We start from the raw sequence: 22,694 nt of genomic DNA, 5'->3' as shown, positions 1-22,694 counted from the left end.
ACAGGAAAACCCACCCATGGCCAAGATCATCGTCGTCACGTCCGGCAAGGGCGGCGTCGGCAAGACCACCACGAGCGCGAGCTTCGCGAGCGGGCTCGCGCTGGCCGGGCACAAGACGGCCGTCATCGATTTCGACGTCGGCCTGCGCAACCTCGACCTCATCATGGGCTGCGAGCGCCGCGTGGTGTACGACTTCGTCAACGTGCTGCACGGCGAAGCGACGCTCAACCAGGCGCTCATCAAGGACAAGAACTGCGAGAACCTCTTCGTGCTCGCCGCTTCGCAGACGCGCGACAAGGAAGCGCTGACGCGAGAGGGCGTCGAGAAGGTGCTCGACGACCTCGCCGCGATGGGCTTCGACTACATCGTGTGCGACTCGCCCGCCGGCATCGAGACCGGCGCGCTCATGGCCATGCACTTCGCCGACGAGGCGCTGGTGGTGACCAACCCCGAGGTCTCGTCGGTGCGCGACTCCGACCGCATCCTCGGCATGCTGTCGTCCAAGACGAAGCGGGCCATCGACGGCAAGGACCCGGTGAAGGAACACCTCCTCATCACGCGCTACAACCCCAATCGCGTCGACCAGGGGCAGATGCTGTCGCTCACCGACATCCAGGACATCCTGCGCGTGCCCCTGATCGGCGTGATCCCCGAGAGCGAAACGGTGCTGCAGGCGAGCAACCAGGGCACGCCCGCGGTCCACCTCAAGGGCACCGACGTGTCGGAAGCCTACAAGGACGTCGTGGCGCGCTTCCTCGGCGAAGACAAGCCGATGCGCTTCGTCGACGCGCAGAAGGCGGGCTTTCTCAAGCGCCTGTTCGGGAGCCGGTGATGTCGCTGTTCTCGTTTCTCCTCGGCGAGAAGAAGAAGTCCGCGAGCGTCGCCAAGGAGCGGCTGCAGATCATCCTCGCCCACGAGCGCAGCGGCCGCAACCCCGGCCGCCCCGACTACCTGCCCGCCCTGCAGCGCGACCTGGTCGCGGTGATCAGCAAGTACATCAACATCGATCCGAAGGACATCAAGGTCGACCTGCAGCGCCAGGACGACCTCGAAGTGCTGGAGGTGAAGATCGAGCTTCCCGCCGCTTGACACCGCGACTTCCCCTGCGGATAAGGACATCATGAGTTCGTCCGTCGTCGTGCGCGTCTCGCACCGCTACACCGCACCCGCCGAGAAGGTTTTCGATGCCTGGCTCACGCCGAGCCAGGCCGCGCGCTTCCTGTTCGCCACGCGCACCGGCAACATCATGCGCTGTGAGATCGAGCCCTTCGTCGGCGGCGAGTTCAGGGTCACCGACCGCCGTCCCACCGCCGACGGCGACGAAAGCGTCTTCGACGCCGAGCATCGCGGCACCTATGTCGAGATCGAAAGGCCAATCCGCCTCGTGTTCGACTTCTCCGTGCCGCCCTACGCCGAGGCGCCCACGCGCGTTGCGCTCGAATTTCGCGCCACCGGCCACGCGGCCTGCGAACTCATCCTCACGCACGATCTCGGCGACGACCCCGAAGCTCATCACTACGAGAGCCAGACCCGTCAAGGATGGACGCGGATGCTCGAGCGGCTCGAGAAAGACGTCTTTCCCCGGCGGATCGCGATCTGAGCCAACGTTCCGGCACAGTTGCTTCCGCGCATAGACACCGCGCCAATTGGTTGTGCCTCCCTAGACTTTGCCGCGATGCAGCATTAGTCTTGGCGTCGGAAGTCCCATGGCAGTACCCGACACCTTCATCGCCGGCGAGCAGATCGCCGCTTCGATCCAGCCCTCCGCATTGACGCAGTACGAGCCCGTGCTGCGCAGGCTGCTGTCGGGACAGCAACTCTTCGTGAAGCAGGCCGACGGCCGCTGGCGGCCTCGCGGCTGCGCACTGGGCCTGGCCCAGTGCTTCGCCTACGAAGACCTCAAGGTCTCTAGCGCTGGCGACTGACGCCGGCGCCGCCGCCCTGCGGCGAACCCCTTCGCATCTTGCTCTGGTTGTTGCCGATCTGCTGCTCGCGGTCATGACGGCTGAGCGGCGTGCGGCGGCCTTCGTTCTTCTGCGTCGGCTTCTCGTTGCCGAGCTTGTTCGTGTCGTTCTCGACCTTCCCCTGCCGGGGCTCCTGCCTGTCCTGCGACTGGTTCTTGTAGCGATGGGTCATGGCAAATACTCCTTGCTTGGTTTCGACCCATTCTGCGAAGCGCTCCGCGCCGCGGCTGTCGGAAGGCTTGCCCGTCACGTGCAGGCCTCCTCTCTCACGTCTGCCACCCATTTCCGCGATCTCTCCAGCCATCACCGCCGCCCCGGTGCCTTCTGGAGGAACGGAATGTACGCGACACAGGACTCACCGAACAGCCTGCCGTTTTGCCTCGCGGCCTGAGCGCCTGTCTCTATCTCTTCTCTTCAATATTCAAGATAGCAGTAGTAGATAGAGGGCGCCCCGCCGCTGTGGACAACCCGACATTTGCCCTTTGCCGTCAACGACTTGGCCCGCATGAAGCACTGTGGGCAGCCGTGCTTCCCCGGTGTCACGCGAAGGCGGACAACTTCGCCGTCGCGGCCCGCCGTGTGGATAACCCCCGAGTTGTGCGCCAACCGTCCACAGGGTTTCACGGCAAAAAAAATTTTTCGACGCCCGCTTTCCGTTGCGTCGCCGACACTGCGAACGCGCGGGCTTGACACGCGCTCACATCACGGTGCGGTCTTCTCCGCCGATCACCCGTTGAAGCACGGCGTCGACCAGCGCGGCCTCGGCCACGTACAAAGGCAGGGCGCGGCCGAAGAGATCCCATGCCTCGCGCCGCGCCGCGGTTTCCAGGGCCTTGGCCAGCATCGCCGCGCGGTCCGCCGTGAGGCTCGTCAGGGCGCCCTTGAGCGCGTGCGCGGTCGTGCGGGCGAGCTCTCCATCCCGCGTCGCAAGCGCGGCCTCCAGGGCCCTCTGGCGGGTCACGAGGTCCTCGCGCATCGCCGTCGCGATCTCCAGCATCAGGCGCGAATCGTGGCCGAGGCGGTTCAGCAGCAGCGGCACGTCCATCGCTTCGCGGGCCGGGGCAAGCGGCACGGCGGCTGCGGAATCCGTGGGCGCCGGCGCGGCGAGGGGCGATGCCGCGCGCTTCCAGCGGTCGCCCAGCGCGGCGGTCATGGCTTCGACGAGATCGGGAACGAGCACCGGCTTGCTGGTGTAGCCGTCCATGCCGACTTCGATGCAGCGATCGCGGTCGCCCTGCATCGCATGCGCCGTCAGCGCGACGATCGGCGTGCGCCGCAGGCGTTGCGCGGCCTCCGTGCGGCGGATCTCGATCGTCGCGTCGAGCCCGCTCATGCCGGGCATCTGCACGTCCATCAACACCAGGTCGGGAGCGCTGCGCTTCCACATCGACACGGCCTCCATGCCGTTCGCGGCGAGTTCGACCTCGCATCCGAGCTGCGCCAGCATGCGCTGCATCAGCAACTGGTTCACCGCATGGTCTTCCACCAGCAGCACATGCAGTCCGTCGAAGGTGCGACCCTTCGCGTCGGGTTGCTCCGGTGCCGCGTCGGCGGCGGCCCGCAGCTCGAGCTCGAACGAGAACACGCTGCCCTGGTCGGGCAGGCTCGCCAGCTTCAGCTTGCCGCCCATGAGACTGACGAGGCCGTCCACGATGGCGAGGCCGAGCCCCGCGCCGCCGTGCTTGCGCGTCATCGAGCCGTCGGCCTGCGTGAAGGCCTTGAGGATGTCCCGGTGCTTTTCGGGCGCGATGCCGATGCCCGTGTCGGCGACCTCGAAGCGCAGCAGCACGCGGCCGTCTTCCGTGCGCCGCTTGAGCACGGCAAGCTCGACCTCCCCGCGGCGCGTGTACTTCACCGCGTTGGAGAGCAGGTGGGCGATGACCTGGCGCAGCCGCTGCTCGTCGCCCACCACGCGCGCCGGCACGCCGCTGTCCATGCGCACGGTGAGCTGCAGGCCCTTTTCGCGCGCCGCGAGGCCGTGCGGCGTCGACGTCTCCATCAGCATCGGCTCGAGCGCGAAAGGCGCTTCGTTCAGTTCGAGCTCTCCCGCTTCGATCGTGGAGAAGTCCAGCACGTCCTTCAGCAGGGCGAGCAGCGCGCGCGCCGAGTTGTCGACCAGCTGCACGGCCTGCGCCTGCTCGGGCGGCAGTTTTTCGTGAACGAGCAGCTGCGTGAGCCCCAGGATTCCATTGAGCGGCGTGCGCACCTCGTGGCTGATGTTGGCGAGGAAGTCGCTGCGCGCGCGGCTGGCGGCCTGCGCCTCGTCGCGGGCGCGTTCGAGCTCGCGCTCGGCGTTCTTGCGGTCCGTGATGTCCGCGTGCGTGCCGATCATGTGCGTCGCGCGGCCGAGCATGTCGCGCTCCGTGACGACGCCGTGCGATTCGATCCAGATCCAGCCGGTGGCCGTGCGCAGGCGGTGCGTTACCGCATAGCGTTCGGTGCGGCCCTTCAGCGCCTCGCCCAGCGCGATCTGCACGGCGGGCAGGTCGTCCGGGTGGACGCGTTCGGGCAGCGTGCGCGCCTGGATGCCGTAGACGTTGGCGTCGTCGCCGGTCATCTCCTGCCAGCGCGCATTGAAGCGGATCTTGCCGGCGGCGATGTCCCAGTCCCACAGCGCGAGCCCGGCGGCGCCGAGCGCGACCTCGAGCCGGTCGGTGGTGTCGCCCAGCGCCTCCTCGGCGAGCAGCCGGCTGTTGGATTCGCGATTGACGGAGTCGCGCAGCCGCTGCAGTTCGCGCTGTTCGTGCTCGCGCTGCGCCTGCAGCTTGCGCAGCGTCTCCTCGAGTTCCGATACGCGGCGCTGGGACTTCTGCAGGTCCTTGACGGCGTGGGAGAGAAGGTCGTCGGAGGGAGAAGAAGTTGCCATGTCTGGACTACGAAGCGCCGAAGGGTTTCACGCCAATGAGTGCGGCATGCAGCCACACGACGAAGAGAACATACACCACGAGGCCGGCGACGACGGTGATGACCGTCGCGCCGAGTTGCGGGGCTTGCGTCGCGGGTGCACGCCACAGCGGATCGTGCGGGCTGCCCATCGCCTTTGCGTCGCGCAGGCGCGCCGCGCGAAAGTCGGCGATGGCCCACGCGAGGAAGGCGCCGAAGAGCAGCACGTCGGCGAGGTTGCCGTTGGACACGAGGTGCGCCAACGCCCAGAGCTTGACGCTCAGGATCTGCGGGTGCCCGAGCCGCACCTTGATCGCGTTCCTGGGGATGTAGGCCGCGAGGAACATCGGGAAGACCGGCAGCATGAGAAGCGCGGTGAGGTGCTTCGTCCAGGTTGGCGGCGACCACAGCGGAATCTGCATGCGCGCCTGGCCGTAGCCATAGACGATCATCGCGAACGCGACGATGGAGACGACGGAGTAGATGGCTTTCCACGGCATCGCGCCGATGCGGGCGATGGTGGCGGTGCGCCAGGGGTCGGCGACGATGCGCAGAGAATGCACGCCGAGGAAAAGCAGCAGGCCGAGAACGAGCATCGCCATGGTGTCTCCATCCGTTGAACATCAACCAATGGGACATTCTGCGCGATGCCGGCGAAGCGCGTCCTCGCCGACGGACGGATCAGGCGCGCGCCGTCACTTCACCAGCAGCATCGCCTCGATCTTGTGGCCGTCGAGGTCGCGCACGAAGGCGGCGTAGTAGTCGTCGCTGTACTCGTTGCGGAAGCCAAATACCGCGGGTGATCTCGGGAGATGTCAGTTGCCTCGGACGACAAGTTCGTAGCTGGTACTGCGCCCACCGCTTTCCGTCTTGCGCAACACGCCGCGCGCGACGAGGTCGTTGATATCGCGCAGCGCCGTGTCCGGAGAACACTTGGTGATGATCGCCCACTTGCTGCTCGTGAGCTTTCCCTCGAAGCCATCGAGCAGCTTGTTGATCATCTTCACCTGGCGCTCGTTCAACGCGAGGCCCGAGGCGTGTTGCCAGAACCGCGCCTTGACCAGCACTGCGTCGAGCGTCGCGTGCGCGTTGTGCAGGGCACGCTGGAGAGTTGCGAGAAACCAGGCCAGCCACTCGGTCACGTCGAGCGAGCCCTTCTGCGTGCGCTCCAGGATGTCGTAGTAGGCTTTACGGTCCCGCTGGATCTGCGCGGACAGGCTGTAGAAGCGCTGAGGACTCCCATCAGCCCGCGAAAGGAACAGGTCGCCAACCGCCCGGGCGATCCGACCGTTGCCGTCGTCGAAAGGGTGAATCGTGACGAACCAGAGGTGTGCAAGTCCCGCCTTGAGCAGCACGGGCTCGGGCGTCGGCGCATTCGCCCATTCGAGGAACCGGTTCATCTCGGCGTCGAGGCGTTTCGCCGGCGGGGCCTGGAAATGCACTTTCCGTCGATGATCGGGACCCGAGACGACCTGCATGGGTCCGGTCGCATCGGCGCGCCATGCGCCGATGGTGACGGGACTCATGCCGCTGAAGCCCGTGGGAAACAGGGCCGCGTGCCAGCCGAACAGTCGTTCCCGGGTGAGGGGCTCCGCGAAGTTCGCCGTCGCGTCGAGGATCATCTCGACAACGCCTTCGACATTGCGGTCAACGGGGGCGAGCGCGCCGATGTCCACGCCGAGGCGGCGCGCGAGGGAAGAGCGAACGGACGCAACGTCGAGGTGCTCGCCTTCGATCTCGCTCGTCTTGACGACGTCCTGGGTGAGCGCCGAGAGACTGGCCTCCTCGCGCGTTGCCAAGCCAACATCGGACAGCCGCCCTGCGAGCGTGCCTTCGAGACGGCTGGTTTCCAACAAGGCATGGCCGAGCGCCGGGAGCGCGTAGTGCATGGCGGGCCACTTGTCACGTGCCCAGATGAATCTTTCTCCGCGAAACATGCGGTGATTGTGGGGTGCATTCGCCGCATGGGCAAGCGAGGCTTACAGAGGTCCGCATTCCCTGCGAGTCGGCATGAGTACATAGCTGCGGGAATACAGCGTCTAGATTGTGATCGGGTCCCTGAACTGCGGCATCGATATCCACCGCCTTTTGGGCACCATCGCCCGATGAATCATCCGATGGCAGTTCGCGCACAGCAGCGTAGCCTCAAGCACGGATTGCCTGCCGAGAAGTCGGCGGTCCAGGGCTTCCAACGCGAGACAAATCTCGCTAAAGCCTTTTGCATCGGCTAGCGTTGCGTACCTCGCGGAGCGAAGCGGTCGCGATAGTGGACGCATTCGGCGGACGCGAGTTCGCGTGGGTCTAAGACCTAGATGAGAGTTCACTTCGTTAACCCGGTGGGGTCTTGCTCAGCCACCATGCTCCGCTGCATGCGCCTTCATGACAGACCAGTGCCCTCCCGTCTCCTGCTGGAGTGCGAGCAAATCGTAGGTCCTGACCATATTCAGAAGTCCGGAGTGACCATACGTCTGGGGCGAGAAAGCTGGGTCCATTCGCTTTAAGTACGAACCCAGCGCGCCGAGCGTCACCTTGCCTTCAGAGGCGCCACCGGCAAGGAGGTCAACGGCATCAATGAGAAACCTCGGTCGACGCTTGATGAGTGGCTTGTTCGACTCCGCGGGGACAGGCTCTTCCTTGCCTGCAATCTTGCCATTGGAGCTACCTGACTCCAGAGCCGCCACGTCTGATTGTGTGCGAGCCCACTCGAAGAACTGGTCGCTGGCATTCCGCAACGCTGCCGGCGTCTTGCTTTCTCCGACGATGTAGACAGTCGCGCCCCGCTCTCGTAGCTTGCGGCACAGATAGGCGAAGTCCGAGTCACTCGTGACCAAACAAAAGGTGTCGGCACGTTGGTCAAACATCGCCTCCAATGCGTCCAGCGCCAACGCGATGTCGGAAGTGTTCTTGCCCGCAGAATATTGGTACTGCAGACATGGCGTGAACGCGAGCCGCACCAATGCCTCTTGCCACTTGTTGGCCAGCGTCTGGTGATTTCCGTAACCGCGCCTAAGGACTACCCGGCCAAACTGTGCGACGACGCGTAGCGCGTGTTCCGTGGCCTCAGGTGAGGAGTTGTCGCAGTCGACCAAGACCGCCACTCGCCCATCGTTATCCTTCACGTGTTCGCCTCCGTCAATTGTTCGTGCATGCCATTCCGCCAAGGTGGAGCAGTCTCGATAAGGTCGGGCATCGTCTAATCGAACTCCTTACGTCCCCCCGGTAAAACCCGAACAGTTTAAGACTGGAGTCAGGTCGCTTCTAATCGCCCCGGAAGGGGCAAATAGAAGCGATGAAGAAATCGAGATTTACCGAGGAGCAGATCGCTTCCGCGCTGCGACTGACCGACAGTGGCACGGCGGTGGTGGACGTACGCCGTCAGATCGGCGTGTCGGAGGCGATCGCCGAGCATCTGCCCCGTCGGGCGCCGTCGAAAGCAACGCGCTGCAGTGCGCAAGCACGCAACGATGAACCGCTGGTTCGCCCCCGCTTCACATCCACTGCCTGCTTCAAGTCATACAGCGTCGCAAGTAGACGCTGGCGCCGAGCAATCGCTCCCTCGAGCGCGGGTGCGCAAAACAGCGCTCCAACTCGCTAGATTGCAGTCGGCCGGCACGAGCGGCAAAACTTTGCATAAAGATCGGCAAATCTTTGGGGGCGTCGACATCGCATTCAAACGTCGATATTCGCCGCCCGCAACGCATTGCTCTCGATGAAGTCCCTCCGCGGCTCCACCTCATCCCCCATCAGCATCGTGAACACCTTGTCGGCCTCGATCGCGTCCTCGATCTGCACGCGCAGCAGGCGGCGCACCGTGGGATCCATCGTCGTCTCCCACAGCTGCGCGGGGTTCATCTCGCCGAGACCCTTGTAACGCTGGCGTGATGTAGAACGCTCGGCTTCGCCGATCAGCCAGCGCATGGCCGAACGGAAGTCGGACACGCGCTCCTCCTTCGCCCGTTCACCCTCGCCCCGCACCACGCGAGCACCTTCACCAAGCAATCCGCGGAAGGTGTTCGCCGCCTCCGCCAGGGCCGCGTAGTCCGCGCCATGCACGAAGTCCTGCGTGATCACGCTCGACTTGATGTTGCCGTGATGACGCCGCGAAATCCGCAGGATCGGCTTGTCCGTGCGAACGTCGAATTCGCCGGCCACTTCCGCATCCGGCAGATGCGCCTGCAATGCGAGCGCGCTCGCCTCGGCATCCGGCACGGTGTCGAGGTTCAGCACCACGCCATCGGCGATCGAGCGCAGCGCCTCGCCGTCCAGGTAGCCGTAGAGCCGGCTGATCACGCCCTCGGCGACCTGATGCTTGCGCGCGAGTTCGGCGAGCGTGTCGCCCGTGATCACGGTGGAATTCGCGCCGCCCGTATGCACGGACGCGCCGAGCAAGGCGATGCGCAGCAGGAAGCCGTCGAGCTCGTGCGCGTCCTTCAGGTACAGCTCCTCGCGCCCGGCCTTCACCTTGTACAGCGGCGGCTGCGCGATGTAGATGTGGCCACGCTCCACGAGCTCGGGCATCTGGCGATAGAAGAACGTGAGCAGCAGCGTGCGGATGTGCGCACCGTCGACGTCGGCGTCCGTCATGATGATGATGCGGTGGTAGCGCAGCTTCGCCACGTCGAAGTCGTCGGCGCCGCTCTTGCCCGATTCGATCGCGGCCTTGCCGATGCCGGTGCCCAGCGCGGTGATCAGCGTGACGATCTCGTTCGAGGTCAGCAGCTTCTCGTAGCGCGCCTTCTCCACGTTGAGGATCTTGCCGCGCAAGGGCAGGATCGCCTGGAACTTGCGGTCGCGGCCCTGCTTCGCGCTGCCGCCGGCGGAGTCGCCCTCGACGATGTAGATCTCGCACTCGCGCGGATCCTTCTCCTGGCAGTCCGCCAGCTTGCCGGGCAGGCCCATGCCATCCAGCACGCCCTTGCGCCGCGTCATCTCGCGCGCCTTGCGCGCCGCCTCGCGCGCACGCGCGGCCTCGATGATCTTGCCGACGATGATCTTCGCGTCGTTCGGCCGCTCCTGCAGGTAGTCGTTGAGCTTGTTCGCGACCACGTCCTCGACCGGCCCGCGTACCTCGCTCGACACGAGCTTGTCCTTGGTCTGGCTCGAGAACTTGGGCTCGGGCACCTTCACGCTCAGCACGCAGGTCAGGCCTTCGCGCATGTCGTCGCCGCTGATCTCGACCTTCGCCTTCTTCGCGAGCTCGTTCTCGTCGATGTACTTGTTGATCACGCGCGTCATGGCCGCGCGCAGGCCCGTGAGGTGCGTTCCGCCGTCGCGCTGCGGAATGTTGTTCGTGAAGCAGAGCACCTGCTCGTTGTAGCCGCTGTTCCACTGCATGGAGACTTCGACGCCCACCAGGGTCGCCTGGTCGCTCATCTTCTCGCCGACGGCATGGAAGCCGTTGGGGTGCAGCACCTGCTTGCCCTTGTTGATGAAGTCGACGAAGCCCTTGACGCCGCCCGCGCCGGAGAAATCGTCTTCCTTGCCGCTGCGCTCGTCCATCAGGCGGATGCGCACGCCGTTGTTCAGGAAGCTCAGCTCGCGCAGTCGCTTCGACAGGATCTCGTAGTGGAAATCGCGGTTCTCGATGAAGATTTCCGCGTCGGGCAGGAAGTGCACCTCGGTGCCGCGCTTGTCGGTGTCGCCGAGGATCTGCATCGGCCGCACCAGCGCCTTCTCGCCGCCCGGCCCCGTCTGCTCGGCCACTTCGCCGCTCGTCACGACGAAGCCCTTGCTGAACTCCAGCACGTGGACCTTGCCGTCGCGCCGCACGGTCACGCGCAGCATCTTCGACAGCGCGTTCACGCAACTGACGCCAACGCCGTGCAGGCCGCCCGAAACCTTGTAGCTGTTCTGGTTGAACTTGCCGCCCGCATGCAGTTCGGTCAGCGCGATCTCGGTGGCGCTGCGCTTGGGCTCGTGCTTGTCGTCCCACTTGATGCCGGTCGGGATGCCGCGGCCGTTGTCGGTGACGCTGATCGAGTTGTCGGTGTGGATGGTGACGACGATGTCGTCGCAATGGCCGGCCAGCGCTTCGTCGATCGAGTTGTCCACGACCTCGAAGACGAGGTGGTGCAGGCCCGTGCCGTCGGAGGTGTCGCCGATGTACATGCCGGGGCGCTTGCGCACCGCCTCGAGGCCTTCCAGGATCTGGATGGAGCTGGCGCCGTAGGCGTCCCCGGTGGGTTCGGGAGGGGTGTTCTGCGCGTTCTCTTCAGCCATTGCGTGCTTTTCTCAGGTCCATTGAAAGCGCCAAACCCGCCGGGCGGGCGGGTTGGCGGGGGGCGACTGCGGTCGGTCCAAGCGTCAGATTCGCATCGGCATCACGACGTACTTGAACGTCGCGTTGTCCGGAATGGTGATCAGCGCGGAGCTGTTCGCGTCGGCCAGTTCGACCTTCACCATCTCCTGGCCCATGTTCGCCAGCGCGTCGATCAGGTAGGTGACGTTGAAGCCGATCTCGATCTCGTCGCCGCCGTAGTCGATGTCGAGTTCGTCCACCGCCTCTTCCTGCTCGGCGTTGTTGCTCGCCACGCGCAGGGTGTTGGCCTCGAGGTTGAGGCGCACGCCCTTGAACTTCTCGCTGGTGAGGATGGCGGTGCGCTGCAGGCTCGCGAGCAGCGGCGCGCGGCCGAGCGTCACGGCGTTCTTGTGGTTCTTCGGAATGACGCGGTTGTAGTCGGGGAACTTGCCCTCGACCAGCTTCGTCACGAACTCCATGCCGTCGAACGCGAACTTGGCCTGGTTGTTCGCGAACTGCATCTCGATGCGGCCCTCGGCCTTGTCGGACAGCAGGCGCTGCATCTCGAGCACCGTCTTGCGCGGCAGGATCACCTCCTGGCGCGGCACCTCGACGTCGAGCGTGGCGCTCGCGAAGGCGAGCCGGTGGCCGTCGGTGGCCACCAGCGCAAGCTGCTTGCCCTCCGCGACGAACAGGATGCCGTTCAGGTAGTAGCGGATGTCGTGAACGGCCATCGCGAAGGACACCTGGTTCAGCAGGTCCTTGAGCGTCTTCTGCGGCACGCTGAAGACGGGTCCGAACGACGGGGCTTCCTGCACGAGCGGAAAGTCCTCGGCCGGCAGCGTCTGGAGCGTGAAGCGGCTCTTGCCGCCCTTGAGCACGAGCTTGTTCTGGCTGGACTCCAGGCTCACCGTCTGGTCGGACGGCATGGTGCGCAGGATGTCGATCAGCTTGCGCGCACCGACCGTGGTGGTGAAGTTGCCGGCGTCCCCGTCCATCTCGGTGGACGTGCGGATCTGGATCTCGAGGTCGCTGGTCGTGAACTGCACGGTGCCGCCGGCCTTGCGCACCAGCACGTTGGCCAGGATGGGCAGCGTGTGGCGTTTTTCGACGATTCCCGCCACCGACTGCAGGACCGACAGCAGCCTTTCTTGCGTTGCCTTCAGGACGATCATGTCTTCCTCTTCTCTCTCGTTTCTTTGTGTGAGGGGGGCGGGGCGGCCGAAGCCGCCATTTTCGCCGATCGCGGCTAGCCCTTGAGCGTCTGCTCCAGGACGTGCAGCTGCTGGTTCAATTCGGTCACGTTCTGCCGCTCCTGCGTGATCTTGCGCACCGCGTGGAGCACCGTGGTGTGGTCGCGTCCGCCGAACAGCTCGCCGATCTCTGGCAGGCTCTTCTGGGTCAGCTCCTTGGCCAGGTACATCGCGATCTGCCGCGGCCGCGCGATCGAGGCCGGCCGCTTCTTGCTGTACATGTCGGCGACCTTGATCTTGTAGTAGTCGGCCACCGTCTTCTGGATGTTCTCGACGCTGATCTGGCGGTTCTGGATCGACAGGAGGTCGCGCAGCGCCTCGCGCGCCAGCGCAATGGAGATGTCCTTCTGGTTGAAGCGCGAATACGCGAGGATCTTGCGCAGCGCGCCCTCGAGCTCGCGCACGTTCGAACGGACGTTCTTGGCGACGAAAAAGGCGACCTCTTCCGGCATCTCGGCCGTCTCGACGCGCGCCTTGTTGATCAGGATGGCGACCCGCATCTCGAGCTCGGGCGGCTCGATGGCGACCGTCAGCCCGGAGTCGAAGCGCGAAATCAGCCGCTCGTGGATGTCCGCCAGGCCCTTCGGGTAGGTGTCCGACGTCATGACGATGTGCGACTTCTTGGCGAGCAGCGCCTCGAACGCGTTGAAGAACTCCTCCTGCGTCCGGTCCTTGTTGGCGAAGAACTGGACGTCGTCGATCAGCAGGAGATCGAGCGAATGGTACTTTTCCTTGAACTCGTCGAAGGTCTTGCGCTGGTAGGCCTTAACCACATCGGAGACGAACTGCTCGGCATGGATGTAGAGAACCTTCGCGCCCGGCCGGTCGGCCAGCAGGCGGTTGCCCACCGCGTGGACGAGGTGGGTCTTGCCGAGGCCGACGCCGCCGTAGATGAAAAGCGGGTTGTAGAGTTGCCCCGGCGTGCCTGCCACGTGCATCGCGGCGGCGCGCGCCATCCGGTTGGCGGTTCCCTCGACGAGGTTGTCGAAGGTCAGGGCCGTGTTGAGCCGGGTCTTGAACGCGGCTGCCGATGGATCGTCCTCGATCTCGGCCGGCTCGGCGGTCAGAGCCGGCATTGAAGTCGCCGGGGCTGCATAAGTTCTGACAACGGCTTCGCGAGGAGTAATCGCTAACTCAAGCTGCACCGGCTGGCCGTACAGCTTCTCCAGGAGCGCGGCGATGCGGCCGGCATACTGGGCCCGCACCCAGTCGAGCTTGAAGCGGTTGGCCACGAACAGCGTGACCTTCGAGAAGTCTTCGGAAACCTGCGCGACCAGCGGCTTGATCCATGTATTGAACTGCTGCTCGGTCAGCTCCTGCGCCAGCTGTTCGACACAAGCCTGCCAGAGACTCCCGCCGGCCCCGAGGCTGGCCGGACCTGCCAGACTGTTGAGTTGCCCCTCGCTCATGTTGCCGTGCGCCGCCTGTGGATTGTTTCGTTCGAGAAAGGCGCGGATTCTAGTTTATGAAGACCTTATCCACAAATGCGGCGGCGCGTCTTGACACTGTGGGCGCGCTGTGCCAAGACCGCGACGGAGCCCCCTTCGTTGCCGACCCGCACGTTTTGACAGATAATCGCGGGTTACCCCGAGAACCAACATGAAACGCACCTACCAACCCTCGAAAGTGCGCCGCGCCCGGACGCACGGCTTTCTGGTCCGCATGAAGACCCGCGGCGGCCGCGCCGTGATCAACGCTCGCCGCGCCAAGGGCCGCAAGCGCCTGGCGGTCTAAGCGCTTTTCGAGCGCAGCCCGAGCCCGAGCCCGCGGAGCCGCCCTCCGTGCAGCGGATCAGGACCCGGGCGCAGTTCCAGGCGGCCATGGCGGGCGGCACCGTCTCGCGAACCCCGCACTTCGTGCTGCATCGCGCCGCACTCGACGCAGCGGTTCCCGATGCGCCGCCGCCCCCGGACCCGCCCCCACCTGCCCTCTTCCGCATCCACGACACGCACATCGGCGTCGTGGTGCCGAAGCGCTGGGCCAAACGCGCCGTGACCCGCAACGGCATCAAGCGACAGATCTACGCCGTGAGCGCGACCTTTCAGGACCGATTGCCCGCCGCCGCCCTCGTGGTGCGCTTGCGCGTCGGCTTTCCGGGATTCACGAGCGCGTGGTCCGAGGGCCTGAAGAAGCTCGTGCGGGCCGAACTCCAGCAACTCTTCGCCGCGGCGGCGGCCCCGGCCACGAGGCCGGAAGCGCGGGCCTGCCCATGAAGGCGATTCTCGTCGGCATCGTCAAGGCTTACCGCCTGCTGCTGTCCCCGTGGCTCGGCTCGTCCTGCCGCTTCACGCCCACTTGCTCCGTGTACTCCATCGAGGCGCTCGAGACGCACGGCGCGGCCGTCGGCACGTACCTCACGCTGCGGCGCCTCGCGCGCTGCCATCCCTTCTGCGACGGCGGGCACGACCCCGTGCCTGCCGCCGCCCTCTTTCCTCAGAAGAAGAACTCATGAACGACATTCGCCGCACGATCCTGTGGGTGATCTTCGGTTTCTCGATGGTCATGCTGTGGGACCAATGGCAGGTCCACAACGGCCGCCCCGGCACCTTCCTGATCGGCACGAGCAAGCCGGCGGCCAGCGCGCCCGCCGCGGCCGCAAGCGGGGCAGGCGCCGGTGCGGCGTCGCTGCCCACGGCGTCGAACGTGACGGGCGCGGCGCAAGCCGCGCTGCCCGCCACGCCCTCGGCGCCGCCCGCCGCCGCGGCCGAGCGTTTCACCGTCACCACCGACGTGATGCGCGTGACCTTCGACACCGAGGGCGGCTCGGTCGTGCGCACCGAATTCCTCGCGCACCCGAGCGAGTCGGGCTCCACGAAGAACACGGCCTCGTTCGTGCTCCTCGACAAGTCGCCCGACCGCCTCTACGTGGCGCAAACCGGCCTGATCGGCGGCGACTTCCCCAATCACACGACGGTGATGAAGCCCAGCGGCGAACGCGTGCTGCAGGGCGGCGCCAACGAGCTCGTGGTGCGCTTCGAGGCCGAAAAGAACGGCGTGAAGCTCGCGAAGACCTACACCTTCAAGCGCGGGGCCTACGACATCCCGGTGCGCCATGAGGTCGCGAACACGGGCGCCGCGCCGGTGAGCCCGCAGCTCTACATGCAGCTCGTTCGCGACGGCAAGCCGCTGCCCAACGAATCGTCCTTCTATTCCACCTTCACCGGCCCGGCCGTCTACACCGACGCGCAGAAGTTCCAGAAGGTCGAATTCAGCGCCATCGACAAGAACAAGGCGGAGTTCGAGAAGTCGTCGAAGAACGGCTACGTGGCCATGGTCCAGCACTACTTCGCCAGCGCCTGGATCCTGCCCGACGGCGTGCAGCGCGACATCTTCATCCGCAAGGTCGACGCCAACTCGTATGCCGCCGGCATGATCGCGCCCCTGCAGCCCGTGGCGCCGGGCGCGACGCAGGCGGTCGACGCGAAATTCTTCGCCGGCCCGCAGGCCGAGAAGATGCTCGAACAGGTCGCGCCCGGCCTGGACCTCGTCAAGGACTACGGCTGGTTCACCATCCTCTCGAAGCCCCTGTACTGGTTGCTCGACAAGCTGCATTCCTTCATCGGCAACTGGGGCTGGGCCATCATGGCGCTGGTGTTGCTGATCAAGATCGCGTTCTACTGGCTGCAGGCCAAGGCGTACGAGAGCATGGCCAAGATGAAGGCCATCAATCCGAAGGTCATGGCCATGCGCGAGCGGTACAAGGACCGCCCGCAGGAGATGCAGCAGGAGATGATGCGCATCTACCGCGAGGAGAAGGTCAACCCGATCGGTGGCTGCCTGCCGATCATGATCCAGATCCCCGTGTTCATCGCGCTCTACTGGGTGCTGCTGTCGTCGGTCGAGATGCGCAATGCGCCCTGGATCCTCTGGATCAAGGACCTCTCCTCGCCCGACCCCTACTTCATCCTGCCCGTCGTGATGACCCTCACGACGCTGCTGCAGACGGCGCTCAACCCGGTCCCGCCCGACCCGATGCAGGCGCGCCTGATGTGGATGATGCCGCTCATCTTCGCGGTGATGTTCTTCTTCTTCCCGGCCGGCCTGGTGCTGTACTGGATCGCGAACAACGTGCTGTCGATCGCGCAGCAGTGGATCATCAACACGCGCATGGGCGTGCCGCCCGAGTTCAATCTGCCGAAGTTCAACAAGAAGTAGCCCCCGGCCCCGACGCCCCGCGCGGGACAATGGACGGCCATGCTCGCGCGCCTCGACCAGCCCATCGCCGCCATCGCCACCGCACCGGGGCGCGGCGCGGTGGGCATCGTGCGGGTCTCGGCGGCCTCCGTCGCGCCCGTCGTCGCGGCCATCTGCGGCCGTGAGCTGAAGCCCCGCGAAGCGACCTACCTCGCGTTCCGCGCCGCCGACGGCAGCCCCATCGACCAGGGGCTCGCGATCCACTTTCCCGCCCCCCATTCGTACACCGGCGAAGACGTGCTGGAGTTGCAGGCGCATGGCGGCCCCGTCGTGCTCCAGTTGCTGCTTGCGCGCTGCCTCGAAGCCGGCGCGACCATGGGCCTGCGCGTCGCCGAGCCCGGCGAGTTCACGCGGCGCGCCTTCCTCAACGACAAGATGGACCTCGCGCAGGCCGAGGCGGTCGCCGACCTGATCGATGCGTCCACCGAGGCTGCGGCGCGCAGCGCCACGCGCTCGATGGCGGGGGACTTTTCGCGGGAGGTGAACGCGCTGCGCGACGCGCTCATCGACCTGCGCATGCTCGTCGAGGCGACGCTCGACTTCCCCGAAGAGGAAATCGACTTCCTGCGCAAGGCCGACGCGCAGGGCCAGCTCCAGCGGCTTCGGGCGGGCCTCGCGCGCGTCATGCAGCGGGCGCGCCAGGGCGCCTTGCTGCGCGAAGGCATCCAGGTCGTGATCGCGGGCCAGCCCAATGCGGGCAAGAGCTCGCTGCTCAATGCGCTCGCCGGCGCGGAGCTCGCGATCGTGACGCCGGTCGCCGGCACCACGCGTGACGTCGTGAGCCAGCAGATCCAGATCGAGGGCGTGCCGGTGCATGTGGTCGACACGGCGGGACTGCGCGAGAGCGCGGACGAAGTGGAGCGCATCGGCATCGAGCGTGCGTGGGGGCGCATCGACAATGCCGACGCGGTGGTGTTCCTGCACGACCTCACGCGCATGGACGATGCGGACTACCGCGCCGACGATGCGGCGATTCGCGCGCGGCTTCCCACGAACATTCCCCTCATCGAAGTCTTCAACAAGTCCGACGTCATTCCCGCGAAGGCGGGGATCCAGGGCTTCCATATCTCGGCGAAAACGGGCGAAGGACTCGAACCGTTGCGCCGTCGTCTGCTGGAAGTCGCGGGCTGGCAAGCCGCCTCCGAGGGCGTGTTCATCGCGCGCGAGCGGCACGTGCAGGCCTTGAGGCGCGTCGATACGCATCTGCAAGGGGCAGACGAACATCTCGCCCAGGACGCGCAGGCGCTCGACCTCCTGGCCGAGGAACTCCGGCTTGCGCAGAATGCCCTGGCCGAGATCACCGGCGAATTCTCGGCGGACGACCTCCTGGGCGTCATCTTCTCGCGCTTTTGCATCGGCAAGTAGCTCTAGTTCTTGGGTGATCCAAGAAAAGCCAAAGAACACCCGCCTAGGCCTGTTGTTCTGACAGCCCACCCAAAGAGTGGCCGTTTGGGGCGACTCAGGGCAACATAGGACACTATTGGCCTGTTGCCGCTCGGCCTGGGAAGACAGCCGAATCGGCGAATGGCCCGCCTATACCAGCAACCCGTGAACCAGCAGAACCTCGCCGACATCATCTGGGACGTCGCGGACGCCCTCCGCGGTCCCTTCAAGCCTTCGCTCTACGGCCGCATCATCCTGCCATTCACCGTGCTTCGGCGCCTGGAGTGCGTGCTGGAGCCCACCCGCGATGCCGTGCGCGCCCAGCACGCGGCCCTGGCCGGCACCGGCGTCGACCTGGACCTGGTGCTGCCCAACGTTGCCGGCGCCACCTTCTACAACACCAGCCAGTTCACCCTGGCCACCGTCGGCTCCACCGCCACCCGCGCCAACCTGGAGGAGTACCTGTCGCGCTTCTCGGCCAACGCCCGGCAGATCTTTGACCACTTCGGCTTCGACAACTGGCTGGTGAAGCTGGAGCAGGCCAACCTGCTGTACTTGATCACGCAGAAGTTCAGCGTAATCGACCTGCACCCCAAGGTGCTGTCGAACCACGACATGGGCCTGGTGTTCGAGCACCTGATCCGCAAGTTCGCCGAGGCCGCGAACGACGACGCGGGCGAATACTTTACCCCGCGCGACGTGGTGCGGCTGGTCACCACGCTTGTGTTCGCCACCGACCATGCCGCGCTGAACGGCCAGGGCGTGGTGCGCACCGTCTACGACTGCGCCGCGGGCACCGGCGGCTTCCTGTCGTCGGCCATCGAGCAGGTGGCCGAGTGGAACCCCGACGCCAAGCTGGTGCCCTACGCGCAGGAGCTGAACCCCGAGACCTATGCGATCAGCGTGGCCGACAAGCTGATCCAGGGCTACGACGTGCGCAACCTGAAGCTGGGCAACACGCTCAGCGACGACCAGCTCCCCGGCGAACGCTTCGACTACTGCCTGGCCAACCCGCCCTTCGGTGTGAAGTGGGAGATGGTGCAAAAGCTGGTGAACGCCGAGCACGTCAACCTGGGCTACGCCGGGCGCTTCGGCCCCGGCCTGCCGCGGGTGGGCGACGGCTCGCTGCTGTTCCTTATGCACCTGCTCAGCAAGCGCAAGCCGGCCGAGCAGGGCGGCACCCGCATCGGCATCGTGCTGTCGGGCTCGCCGCTGTTCAACGGCGGCGCCGGCTCGGGCGAGAGCGAAATCCGCCGCTGGATCCTGGAGAACGACTGGCTGGAGGCCATCGTCGCGCTGCCGACCGACCTGTTCTACAACACCGGCATCGGCACCTACGTGTGGGTGCTCAGCAACCACAAGGCGCTGGGGCGGCAGGGCAAGGTGCAGTTGATCGACGCCAGCGACCAGCACAGCCCGATGCGCAAGAGCCTGGGCAGCAAGCGCAAGACCATCGCCCAGGCGCAGATCGACGCCATCGCCCGCTGGCACGACGACTTCGCCGACGGCCCGCACAGCAAGCTGTTCGACACCACCGACTTCGGCTACCGCCGCATCACCGTCGAGCGCCCGCTGCGCCTGCGCTTCGAGGTGACCGTGGCCAGCCTGAAGGCCTATGCCGAGGCCAAGGGTTCCGATCAGGTGGACCGCTTCGCCGCGCTGGCCGGCCGAGGTGCGTTCGACAGCCTGAATGCCTTCCTGGCCGCGGCCGACGTGAAGAAGCTCGGGAAGGCCACCCGCAAGGCGGTGCTCGACAGCTTCGGCACGCGCGACCCGGCCGCCCGGTCGGTGACCGATGCCGACGGCCAGCCGGTGGCCGATGCCGACCTGCGCGAGTTCGAGAACGTGCCTCTGAAGCAGGACATCCGTGACCACTTCGCCCGCGAGGTGCTGCCCCATGTGCCCGACGCCTGGATCGACGAGGGCAAGACCGACCCGAAGGAGGGCGGCGTGGGCATCGTCGGCTACGAGATCAACTTCAACCGGTACTTCTACACCTACGTGCCGCCGCGGCCGTTGGACGCGATCGACGCGGACCTGAAGGCGGTGGAGGCCGAGATCGCGGCGCTGCTGGCCGAAGTCACCCACTGACGCAGGCGCGCAGCGGTGCAGCAGCTCGATCTGTTCAACGCCCTGCCCGCCGCGAGCGAGGGCATCGACCTGGAGTTCAAGGCGGCCAAGGGCGGCCTGCCGGGAAGCCTCTGGGAAACCTACTCGGCCATGGCCAACACCGACGGCGGCCAGATCGTGCTGGGTGTCGCCGAGCGTGGTGGTGCGCTGCAGTATGACGGCGTGGCCGACGCCGCCCAGTTGCGCACGCTGCTGTGGAACCAGCTGAACGACCGGCAGAAGGTCAGCATCAACCTGCTGGGAGCCGATGCGATCCAGGTGGTGCGGCATGAGGGCCGTCAGTTTCTGGCGGTGCGCGTGCCGCGAGCCACTCGGGAACAGCGGCCGGTCTACGTGGGCACGAATCCGCTGACCGGCACCTACCGTCGCGCCGAGGACGGCGACTACCGCTGCAGTCCCGACGAGGTGCGCCGCCTCTTGGCGGACCAGAGCGCCGCAGAGCCTGCGGATGCGCGTGTGCTGCCGGGCTTCGGCCTGGCCGATCTGGACGCCGACTCTCTGAAGCAGTACCGCAACCGCTTCGCATCACGCACGCCGGATCACCCGTGGCTGTCGGAAGACGACGCCGGCCTGCTGCTGAAACTGGGAGCGCTTCGACGCGACCGGGTGACTGGCACTGTCGGGCTCACGGTCGGCGGGCTGCTGATGTTCGGCGGCTTCGAGGCGCTGCGCGAGGGCCTGCCGAGCTACCACGTGGACTACCGCGAGAAGCTGTCGGCCGACCCGGCCGTCCGCTGGACCGACCGCATCACTGCCGACGGCACCTGGCAGCCCAACCTGTTCCAGTTCTACCAGCGCGTGCGTCAGCGGCTGGGTGCCGATATCCCTCTGCCGTTCCAGCTCGACGCCGACCTGGTGCGCCGCGGGGAAAGCCCCGCGCACGAGTCGCTGCGCGAAGCGCTGGTCAACGCCATGGTGCACGCCGACCATCAGGGGCCGGGCGGCGTGGTGATCGAGCGCTACCCCGATCGCATCGAACTGGCCAACCCCGGCTCGCTGCTGGTGTCGCGGGCGCAGCTGCAGGCCGGCGGCGTCAGCGAGTGCCGCAACAAGGCGCTGCAGCTGATGTTCCTGATGATCGGCGGCGGGGAGAAGGCCGGATCGGGCATGGACAAGATCCGCACCGGCTGGCAGAGCCAGCACTGGCGCGCGCCGCGCATCGAGGAAACGGTGCACCCCGACCGTGTGCGGCTGTTGATGCCCATGGTCAGCCTGATCCCGGCCGAGGTGGATCTGGCGCTGCGTCAGCGGTTCGGGCAGGCCTATGCCGCGCTGGATGCGCTGGCGGTGCAGGCGATGGTGACCGCCGCCGTCGAAGGCGCGGTCAGCAACGGCCGGCTGCAGGAGATCACCGGCCGCCACCCCACCGACATCACCGCCACGCTGCAGCAGCTCGTCCGCCAGGAGATGCTGGCCCGCCAGAACCAGCGCCGCTGGGCCAGCTACAGCCTCGCCGGGGGCTCCCTTCCATCGGCCACCGGCTTCCCTCCATCCGCCCCGGACTCCCCTCCATCGGCCAGCCCGGCGCCCATCGACTCCCCTCCATCGCCGGCCGGCTCCCCTCCATCCGAGGGCGACCCGCCTCCGCCGGACCTGCCTGTGGCGCTGTGGGAGCAGGCGCGCCCGGCCCGAGGCCGCAAGCTGCGCAAGGAGGCGCTGTCGGCGCTGATCGAGCAGCTGTGCACCGGGCAGTGGCTGAGCGCCCGGCAACTGGCCGACCTGCTCATGCGCGAGCCCACCAACCTGCAGACCAAGGTGCTGGCCGGTCTGGTTCGGGCTGGGCGGCTCGAACTGCGGCATCCCGGCGTGCCGAATCGGCCGGACCAGGCCTACCGCCGGACCGGTGGCACGCGATGACAAACGACGGATTTCCTTCGCTGCCGGCCCGCTGGGTCATCAAGCGCCTGAAGTTCATCGCCCGCGTCCAGACCGGCATGGCCAAGGGCAAGGACCTGGCCGACACCGACACCATCGAGGTTCCCTACCTGCGTGTGGCCAACGTGCAGGACGGTTACCTGGACCTACGCGATGTGGCCACCATGTCGGTGCCCATTGACGACGTGCCGCGATACCGCCTGCAACCGGGGGACGTGCTGATGAACGAGGGTGGCGACTTCGACAAGCTGGGTCGGGGCCATGTGTGGCACGGGCAGATCGACCCATGCATCCACCAGAACCACGTGTTCGCTGTCCGGCCGCACGGCGTCTTGCCCGAGTGGCTGAATGCCTACACGGGCTCGGCACCGGCTCAGTTCTATTTCATGGGCCAGGCCAAGCAGAGCACCAACCTGGCGTCCATCTCGTCTAGCAACCTGATGGAGTTGCCGGTGCCCTTGCCGCCCGTACCGGTGCAGCAGGCACTGATCGCCACGATCAACCGCGAAACCGCTCGCATCGACGCCCTGATCGAGAAGAAGACCCGCTTCACCGAACTGCTGCGCGAGAAGCGGCAGGCGTTGATCACGCAGGCGGTGACGCGGGGTCTGGATCCTAGAGTGCCTATGAAGGATTCGGGGGTGGAGTGGCTAGGAGTGTGGGCGGCAGAAGGGAGTGGCGCGCCCCGGACCGGGACGGGGGCGACCCCTTCCGCGAATGTCCCCCGTCGCGCGCGTGCGCGCTCCTCCTCCTTTACTTCGCTGCAGGGGCCAC

19 protein-coding genes and 2 pseudogenes are annotated in these 22,694 nt (G+C 66.3%); 13 read left to right on the top strand and 8 right to left on the bottom strand.

Translation table 11 applies throughout. The annotated features are described in order from the left end of the window. Positions 1-16 precede the first annotated feature (16 nt). The 4 genes from minD to AB7E83_RS06495 all read left to right on the top strand — a co-directional run bounded on the left by minD (position 17) and on the right by AB7E83_RS06495 (position 1,925). Positions 17-832 (top strand): septum site-determining protein MinD, encoded by an 816-nt coding sequence (minD, locus tag AB7E83_RS06510; protein WP_428566751.1) that lies wholly within the window; start codon positions 17-19, stop codon positions 830-832. Then, positions 832-1,089 (top strand): cell division topological specificity factor MinE, encoded by a 258-nt coding sequence (minE, locus tag AB7E83_RS06505; RefSeq protein WP_428566749.1) that lies wholly within the window; start codon positions 832-834, stop codon positions 1,087-1,089. Before minD ends, minE begins: the two co-directional genes overlap by 1 nt. A gap of 31 nt (positions 1,090-1,120) precedes the next feature. Continuing rightward, entirely contained in the window at positions 1,121-1,600 is a 480-nt protein-coding gene (locus AB7E83_RS06500; protein ID WP_428566746.1) for an SRPBCC family protein, read from the top strand. A gap of 106 nt (positions 1,601-1,706) precedes the next feature. After that, positions 1,707-1,925, top strand: coding sequence for a hypothetical protein (locus tag AB7E83_RS06495; protein ID WP_428566743.1), 219 nt, complete (start codon positions 1,707-1,709; stop codon positions 1,923-1,925). On the opposite strand, the gene AB7E83_RS06490 is transcribed toward AB7E83_RS06495, so the two are convergent. The 5 genes from AB7E83_RS06490 to AB7E83_RS06470 form a co-directional block, all read right to left on the bottom strand. Further along, the gene (locus tag AB7E83_RS06490; protein WP_428566740.1) at positions 1,909-2,136 is read right to left on the bottom strand and encodes a hypothetical protein; all 228 of its coding nucleotides are present in this window, start codon (positions 2,134-2,136) and stop codon (positions 1,909-1,911) included. The two genes, AB7E83_RS06495 and AB7E83_RS06490, sit on opposite strands and share 17 nt — an antisense overlap. A 525-nt stretch (positions 2,137-2,661) precedes the next feature. Beyond that, positions 2,662-4,830, bottom strand: coding sequence for a response regulator (locus tag AB7E83_RS06485; protein WP_428566737.1), 2,169 nt, complete (start codon positions 4,828-4,830; stop codon positions 2,662-2,664). 7 nt (positions 4,831-4,837) lie between these two features. Further along, positions 4,838-5,449 (bottom strand): NnrU family protein, encoded by a 612-nt coding sequence (locus tag AB7E83_RS06480; protein ID WP_428566735.1) that lies wholly within the window; start codon positions 5,447-5,449, stop codon positions 4,838-4,840. A gap of 213 nt (positions 5,450-5,662) precedes the next feature. Continuing rightward, positions 5,663-6,784 (bottom strand): Fic family protein, encoded by a 1,122-nt coding sequence (locus AB7E83_RS06475; protein ID WP_428566732.1) that lies wholly within the window; start codon positions 6,782-6,784, stop codon positions 5,663-5,665. A gap of 411 nt (positions 6,785-7,195) precedes the next feature. Next, on the bottom strand, positions 7,196-7,966 hold the full coding sequence (locus AB7E83_RS06470) for an NYN domain-containing protein (RefSeq protein ID WP_428566730.1): 771 nt from the start codon (positions 7,964-7,966) through the stop codon (positions 7,196-7,198). 170 nt (positions 7,967-8,136) lie between these two features. Here AB7E83_RS06470 and AB7E83_RS06465 point away from each other — a divergent pair. Beyond that, a pseudogene (locus tag AB7E83_RS06465) lies at positions 8,137-8,241 on the top strand (transposase); the annotation flags it as partial. A gap of 275 nt (positions 8,242-8,516) precedes the next feature. On the opposite strand, the gene gyrB reads toward AB7E83_RS06465, so the two are convergent. From gyrB to dnaA, 3 genes are all read right to left on the bottom strand, one after another. Further along, on the bottom strand, positions 8,517-11,066 hold the full coding sequence (gyrB, locus tag AB7E83_RS06460) for a DNA topoisomerase (ATP-hydrolyzing) subunit B (protein ID WP_428566728.1): 2,550 nt from the start codon (positions 11,064-11,066) through the stop codon (positions 8,517-8,519). Between the two features lie 84 nt (positions 11,067-11,150). Then, positions 11,151-12,260: a DNA polymerase III subunit beta gene (gene dnaN, locus AB7E83_RS06455; protein WP_428566725.1), complete on the bottom strand. Its 1,110-nt coding sequence runs from the start codon at positions 12,258-12,260 to the stop codon at positions 11,151-11,153. Between the two features lie 74 nt (positions 12,261-12,334). After that, positions 12,335-13,747, bottom strand: coding sequence for a chromosomal replication initiator protein DnaA (dnaA, locus tag AB7E83_RS06450; RefSeq protein WP_428566723.1), 1,413 nt, complete (start codon positions 13,745-13,747; stop codon positions 12,335-12,337). Positions 13,748-13,937: 190 nt separating this feature from the next. Here dnaA and rpmH point away from each other — a divergent pair, with 190 nt between their 5' ends. The 8 genes and pseudogenes from rpmH to AB7E83_RS06410 all read left to right on the top strand — a co-directional run. Then, entirely contained in the window at positions 13,938-14,072 is a 135-nt protein-coding gene (gene rpmH, locus AB7E83_RS06445; RefSeq protein WP_027101598.1) for a 50S ribosomal protein L34, read from the top strand. A 47-nt stretch (positions 14,073-14,119) separates the two neighbouring features. Next, a complete protein-coding gene (gene rnpA / locus AB7E83_RS06440) occupies positions 14,120-14,551 on the top strand; it encodes a ribonuclease P protein component (protein WP_428566720.1) in 432 nt (143 codons plus the stop codon). Next, complete coding sequence (gene yidD / locus AB7E83_RS06435) at positions 14,548-14,790, top strand: membrane protein insertion efficiency factor YidD (protein WP_428566719.1); 243 nt, start codon at positions 14,548-14,550, stop codon at positions 14,788-14,790. Before rnpA ends, yidD begins: the two co-directional genes overlap by 4 nt. Then, the gene (gene yidC, locus AB7E83_RS06430; RefSeq protein ID WP_428566716.1) at positions 14,787-16,493 is read left to right on the top strand and encodes a membrane protein insertase YidC; all 1,707 of its coding nucleotides are present in this window, start codon (positions 14,787-14,789) and stop codon (positions 16,491-16,493) included. Before yidD ends, yidC begins: the two co-directional genes overlap by 4 nt. Positions 16,494-16,532: 39 nt before the next feature. Then, on the top strand, positions 16,533-17,897 hold the full coding sequence (gene mnmE, locus AB7E83_RS06425; protein ID WP_428566714.1) for a tRNA uridine-5-carboxymethylaminomethyl(34) synthesis GTPase MnmE: 1,365 nt from the start codon (positions 16,533-16,535) through the stop codon (positions 17,895-17,897). Between the two features lie 159 nt (positions 17,898-18,056). Beyond that, the gene (locus tag AB7E83_RS06420; protein ID WP_428566712.1) at positions 18,057-20,006 is read left to right on the top strand and encodes a type I restriction-modification system subunit M; all 1,950 of its coding nucleotides are present in this window, start codon (positions 18,057-18,059) and stop codon (positions 20,004-20,006) included. A 15-nt stretch (positions 20,007-20,021) separates the two neighbouring features. Beyond that, entirely contained in the window at positions 20,022-21,902 is a 1,881-nt protein-coding gene (locus AB7E83_RS06415) for an ATP-binding protein (RefSeq protein ID WP_428566709.1), read from the top strand. Further along, positions 21,899-22,694: pseudogene (locus tag AB7E83_RS06410) on the top strand (hypothetical protein); the annotation flags it as partial. The gene AB7E83_RS06415 and the pseudogene AB7E83_RS06410, both read left to right, overlap by 4 nt.

The organism is Ramlibacter sp. (assembly GCF_050250995.1).
Classification (GTDB): domain Bacteria; phylum Pseudomonadota; class Gammaproteobacteria; order Burkholderiales; family Burkholderiaceae_C; genus Ramlibacter.
The sequence above is the reverse complement of the archived record's forward strand: the minus strand, read 5'-3'. Positions and strand labels throughout refer to the sequence as shown.

Coding starts and splice junctions, on each gene's coding strand:
- mnmE (WP_428566714.1), top strand. CDS start 16,533: ATGCTCGCGCGCCTCGACCAGCCCATCGCCGCCATCGCCACCGCACCG.
- AB7E83_RS06500 (WP_428566746.1), top strand. CDS start 1,121: ATGAGTTCGTCCGTCGTCGTGCGCGTCTCGCACCGCTACACCGCACCC.
- minD (WP_428566751.1), top strand. CDS start 17: ATGGCCAAGATCATCGTCGTCACGTCCGGCAAGGGCGGCGTCGGCAAG.
- dnaA (WP_428566723.1), bottom strand. CDS start 13,747: ATGAGCGAGGGGCAACTCAACAGTCTGGCAGGTCCGGCCAGCCTCGGG.
- yidD (WP_428566719.1), top strand. CDS start 14,548: ATGAAGGCGATTCTCGTCGGCATCGTCAAGGCTTACCGCCTGCTGCTG.
- minE (WP_428566749.1), top strand. CDS start 832: ATGTCGCTGTTCTCGTTTCTCCTCGGCGAGAAGAAGAAGTCCGCGAGC.
- yidC (WP_428566716.1), top strand. CDS start 14,787: ATGAACGACATTCGCCGCACGATCCTGTGGGTGATCTTCGGTTTCTCG.
- AB7E83_RS06475 (WP_428566732.1), bottom strand. CDS start 6,784: ATGTTTCGCGGAGAAAGATTCATCTGGGCACGTGACAAGTGGCCCGCC.
- AB7E83_RS06495 (WP_428566743.1), top strand. CDS start 1,707: ATGGCAGTACCCGACACCTTCATCGCCGGCGAGCAGATCGCCGCTTCG.
- AB7E83_RS06420 (WP_428566712.1), top strand. CDS start 18,057: ATGGCCCGCCTATACCAGCAACCCGTGAACCAGCAGAACCTCGCCGAC.
- AB7E83_RS06490 (WP_428566740.1), bottom strand. CDS start 2,136: ATGACCCATCGCTACAAGAACCAGTCGCAGGACAGGCAGGAGCCCCGG.
- AB7E83_RS06480 (WP_428566735.1), bottom strand. CDS start 5,449: ATGGCGATGCTCGTTCTCGGCCTGCTGCTTTTCCTCGGCGTGCATTCT.
- dnaN (WP_428566725.1), bottom strand. CDS start 12,260: ATGATCGTCCTGAAGGCAACGCAAGAAAGGCTGCTGTCGGTCCTGCAG.
- AB7E83_RS06485 (WP_428566737.1), bottom strand. CDS start 4,830: ATGGCAACTTCTTCTCCCTCCGACGACCTTCTCTCCCACGCCGTCAAG.
- rpmH (WP_027101598.1), top strand. CDS start 13,938: ATGAAACGCACCTACCAACCCTCGAAAGTGCGCCGCGCCCGGACGCAC.
- gyrB (WP_428566728.1), bottom strand. CDS start 11,066: ATGGCTGAAGAGAACGCGCAGAACACCCCTCCCGAACCCACCGGGGAC.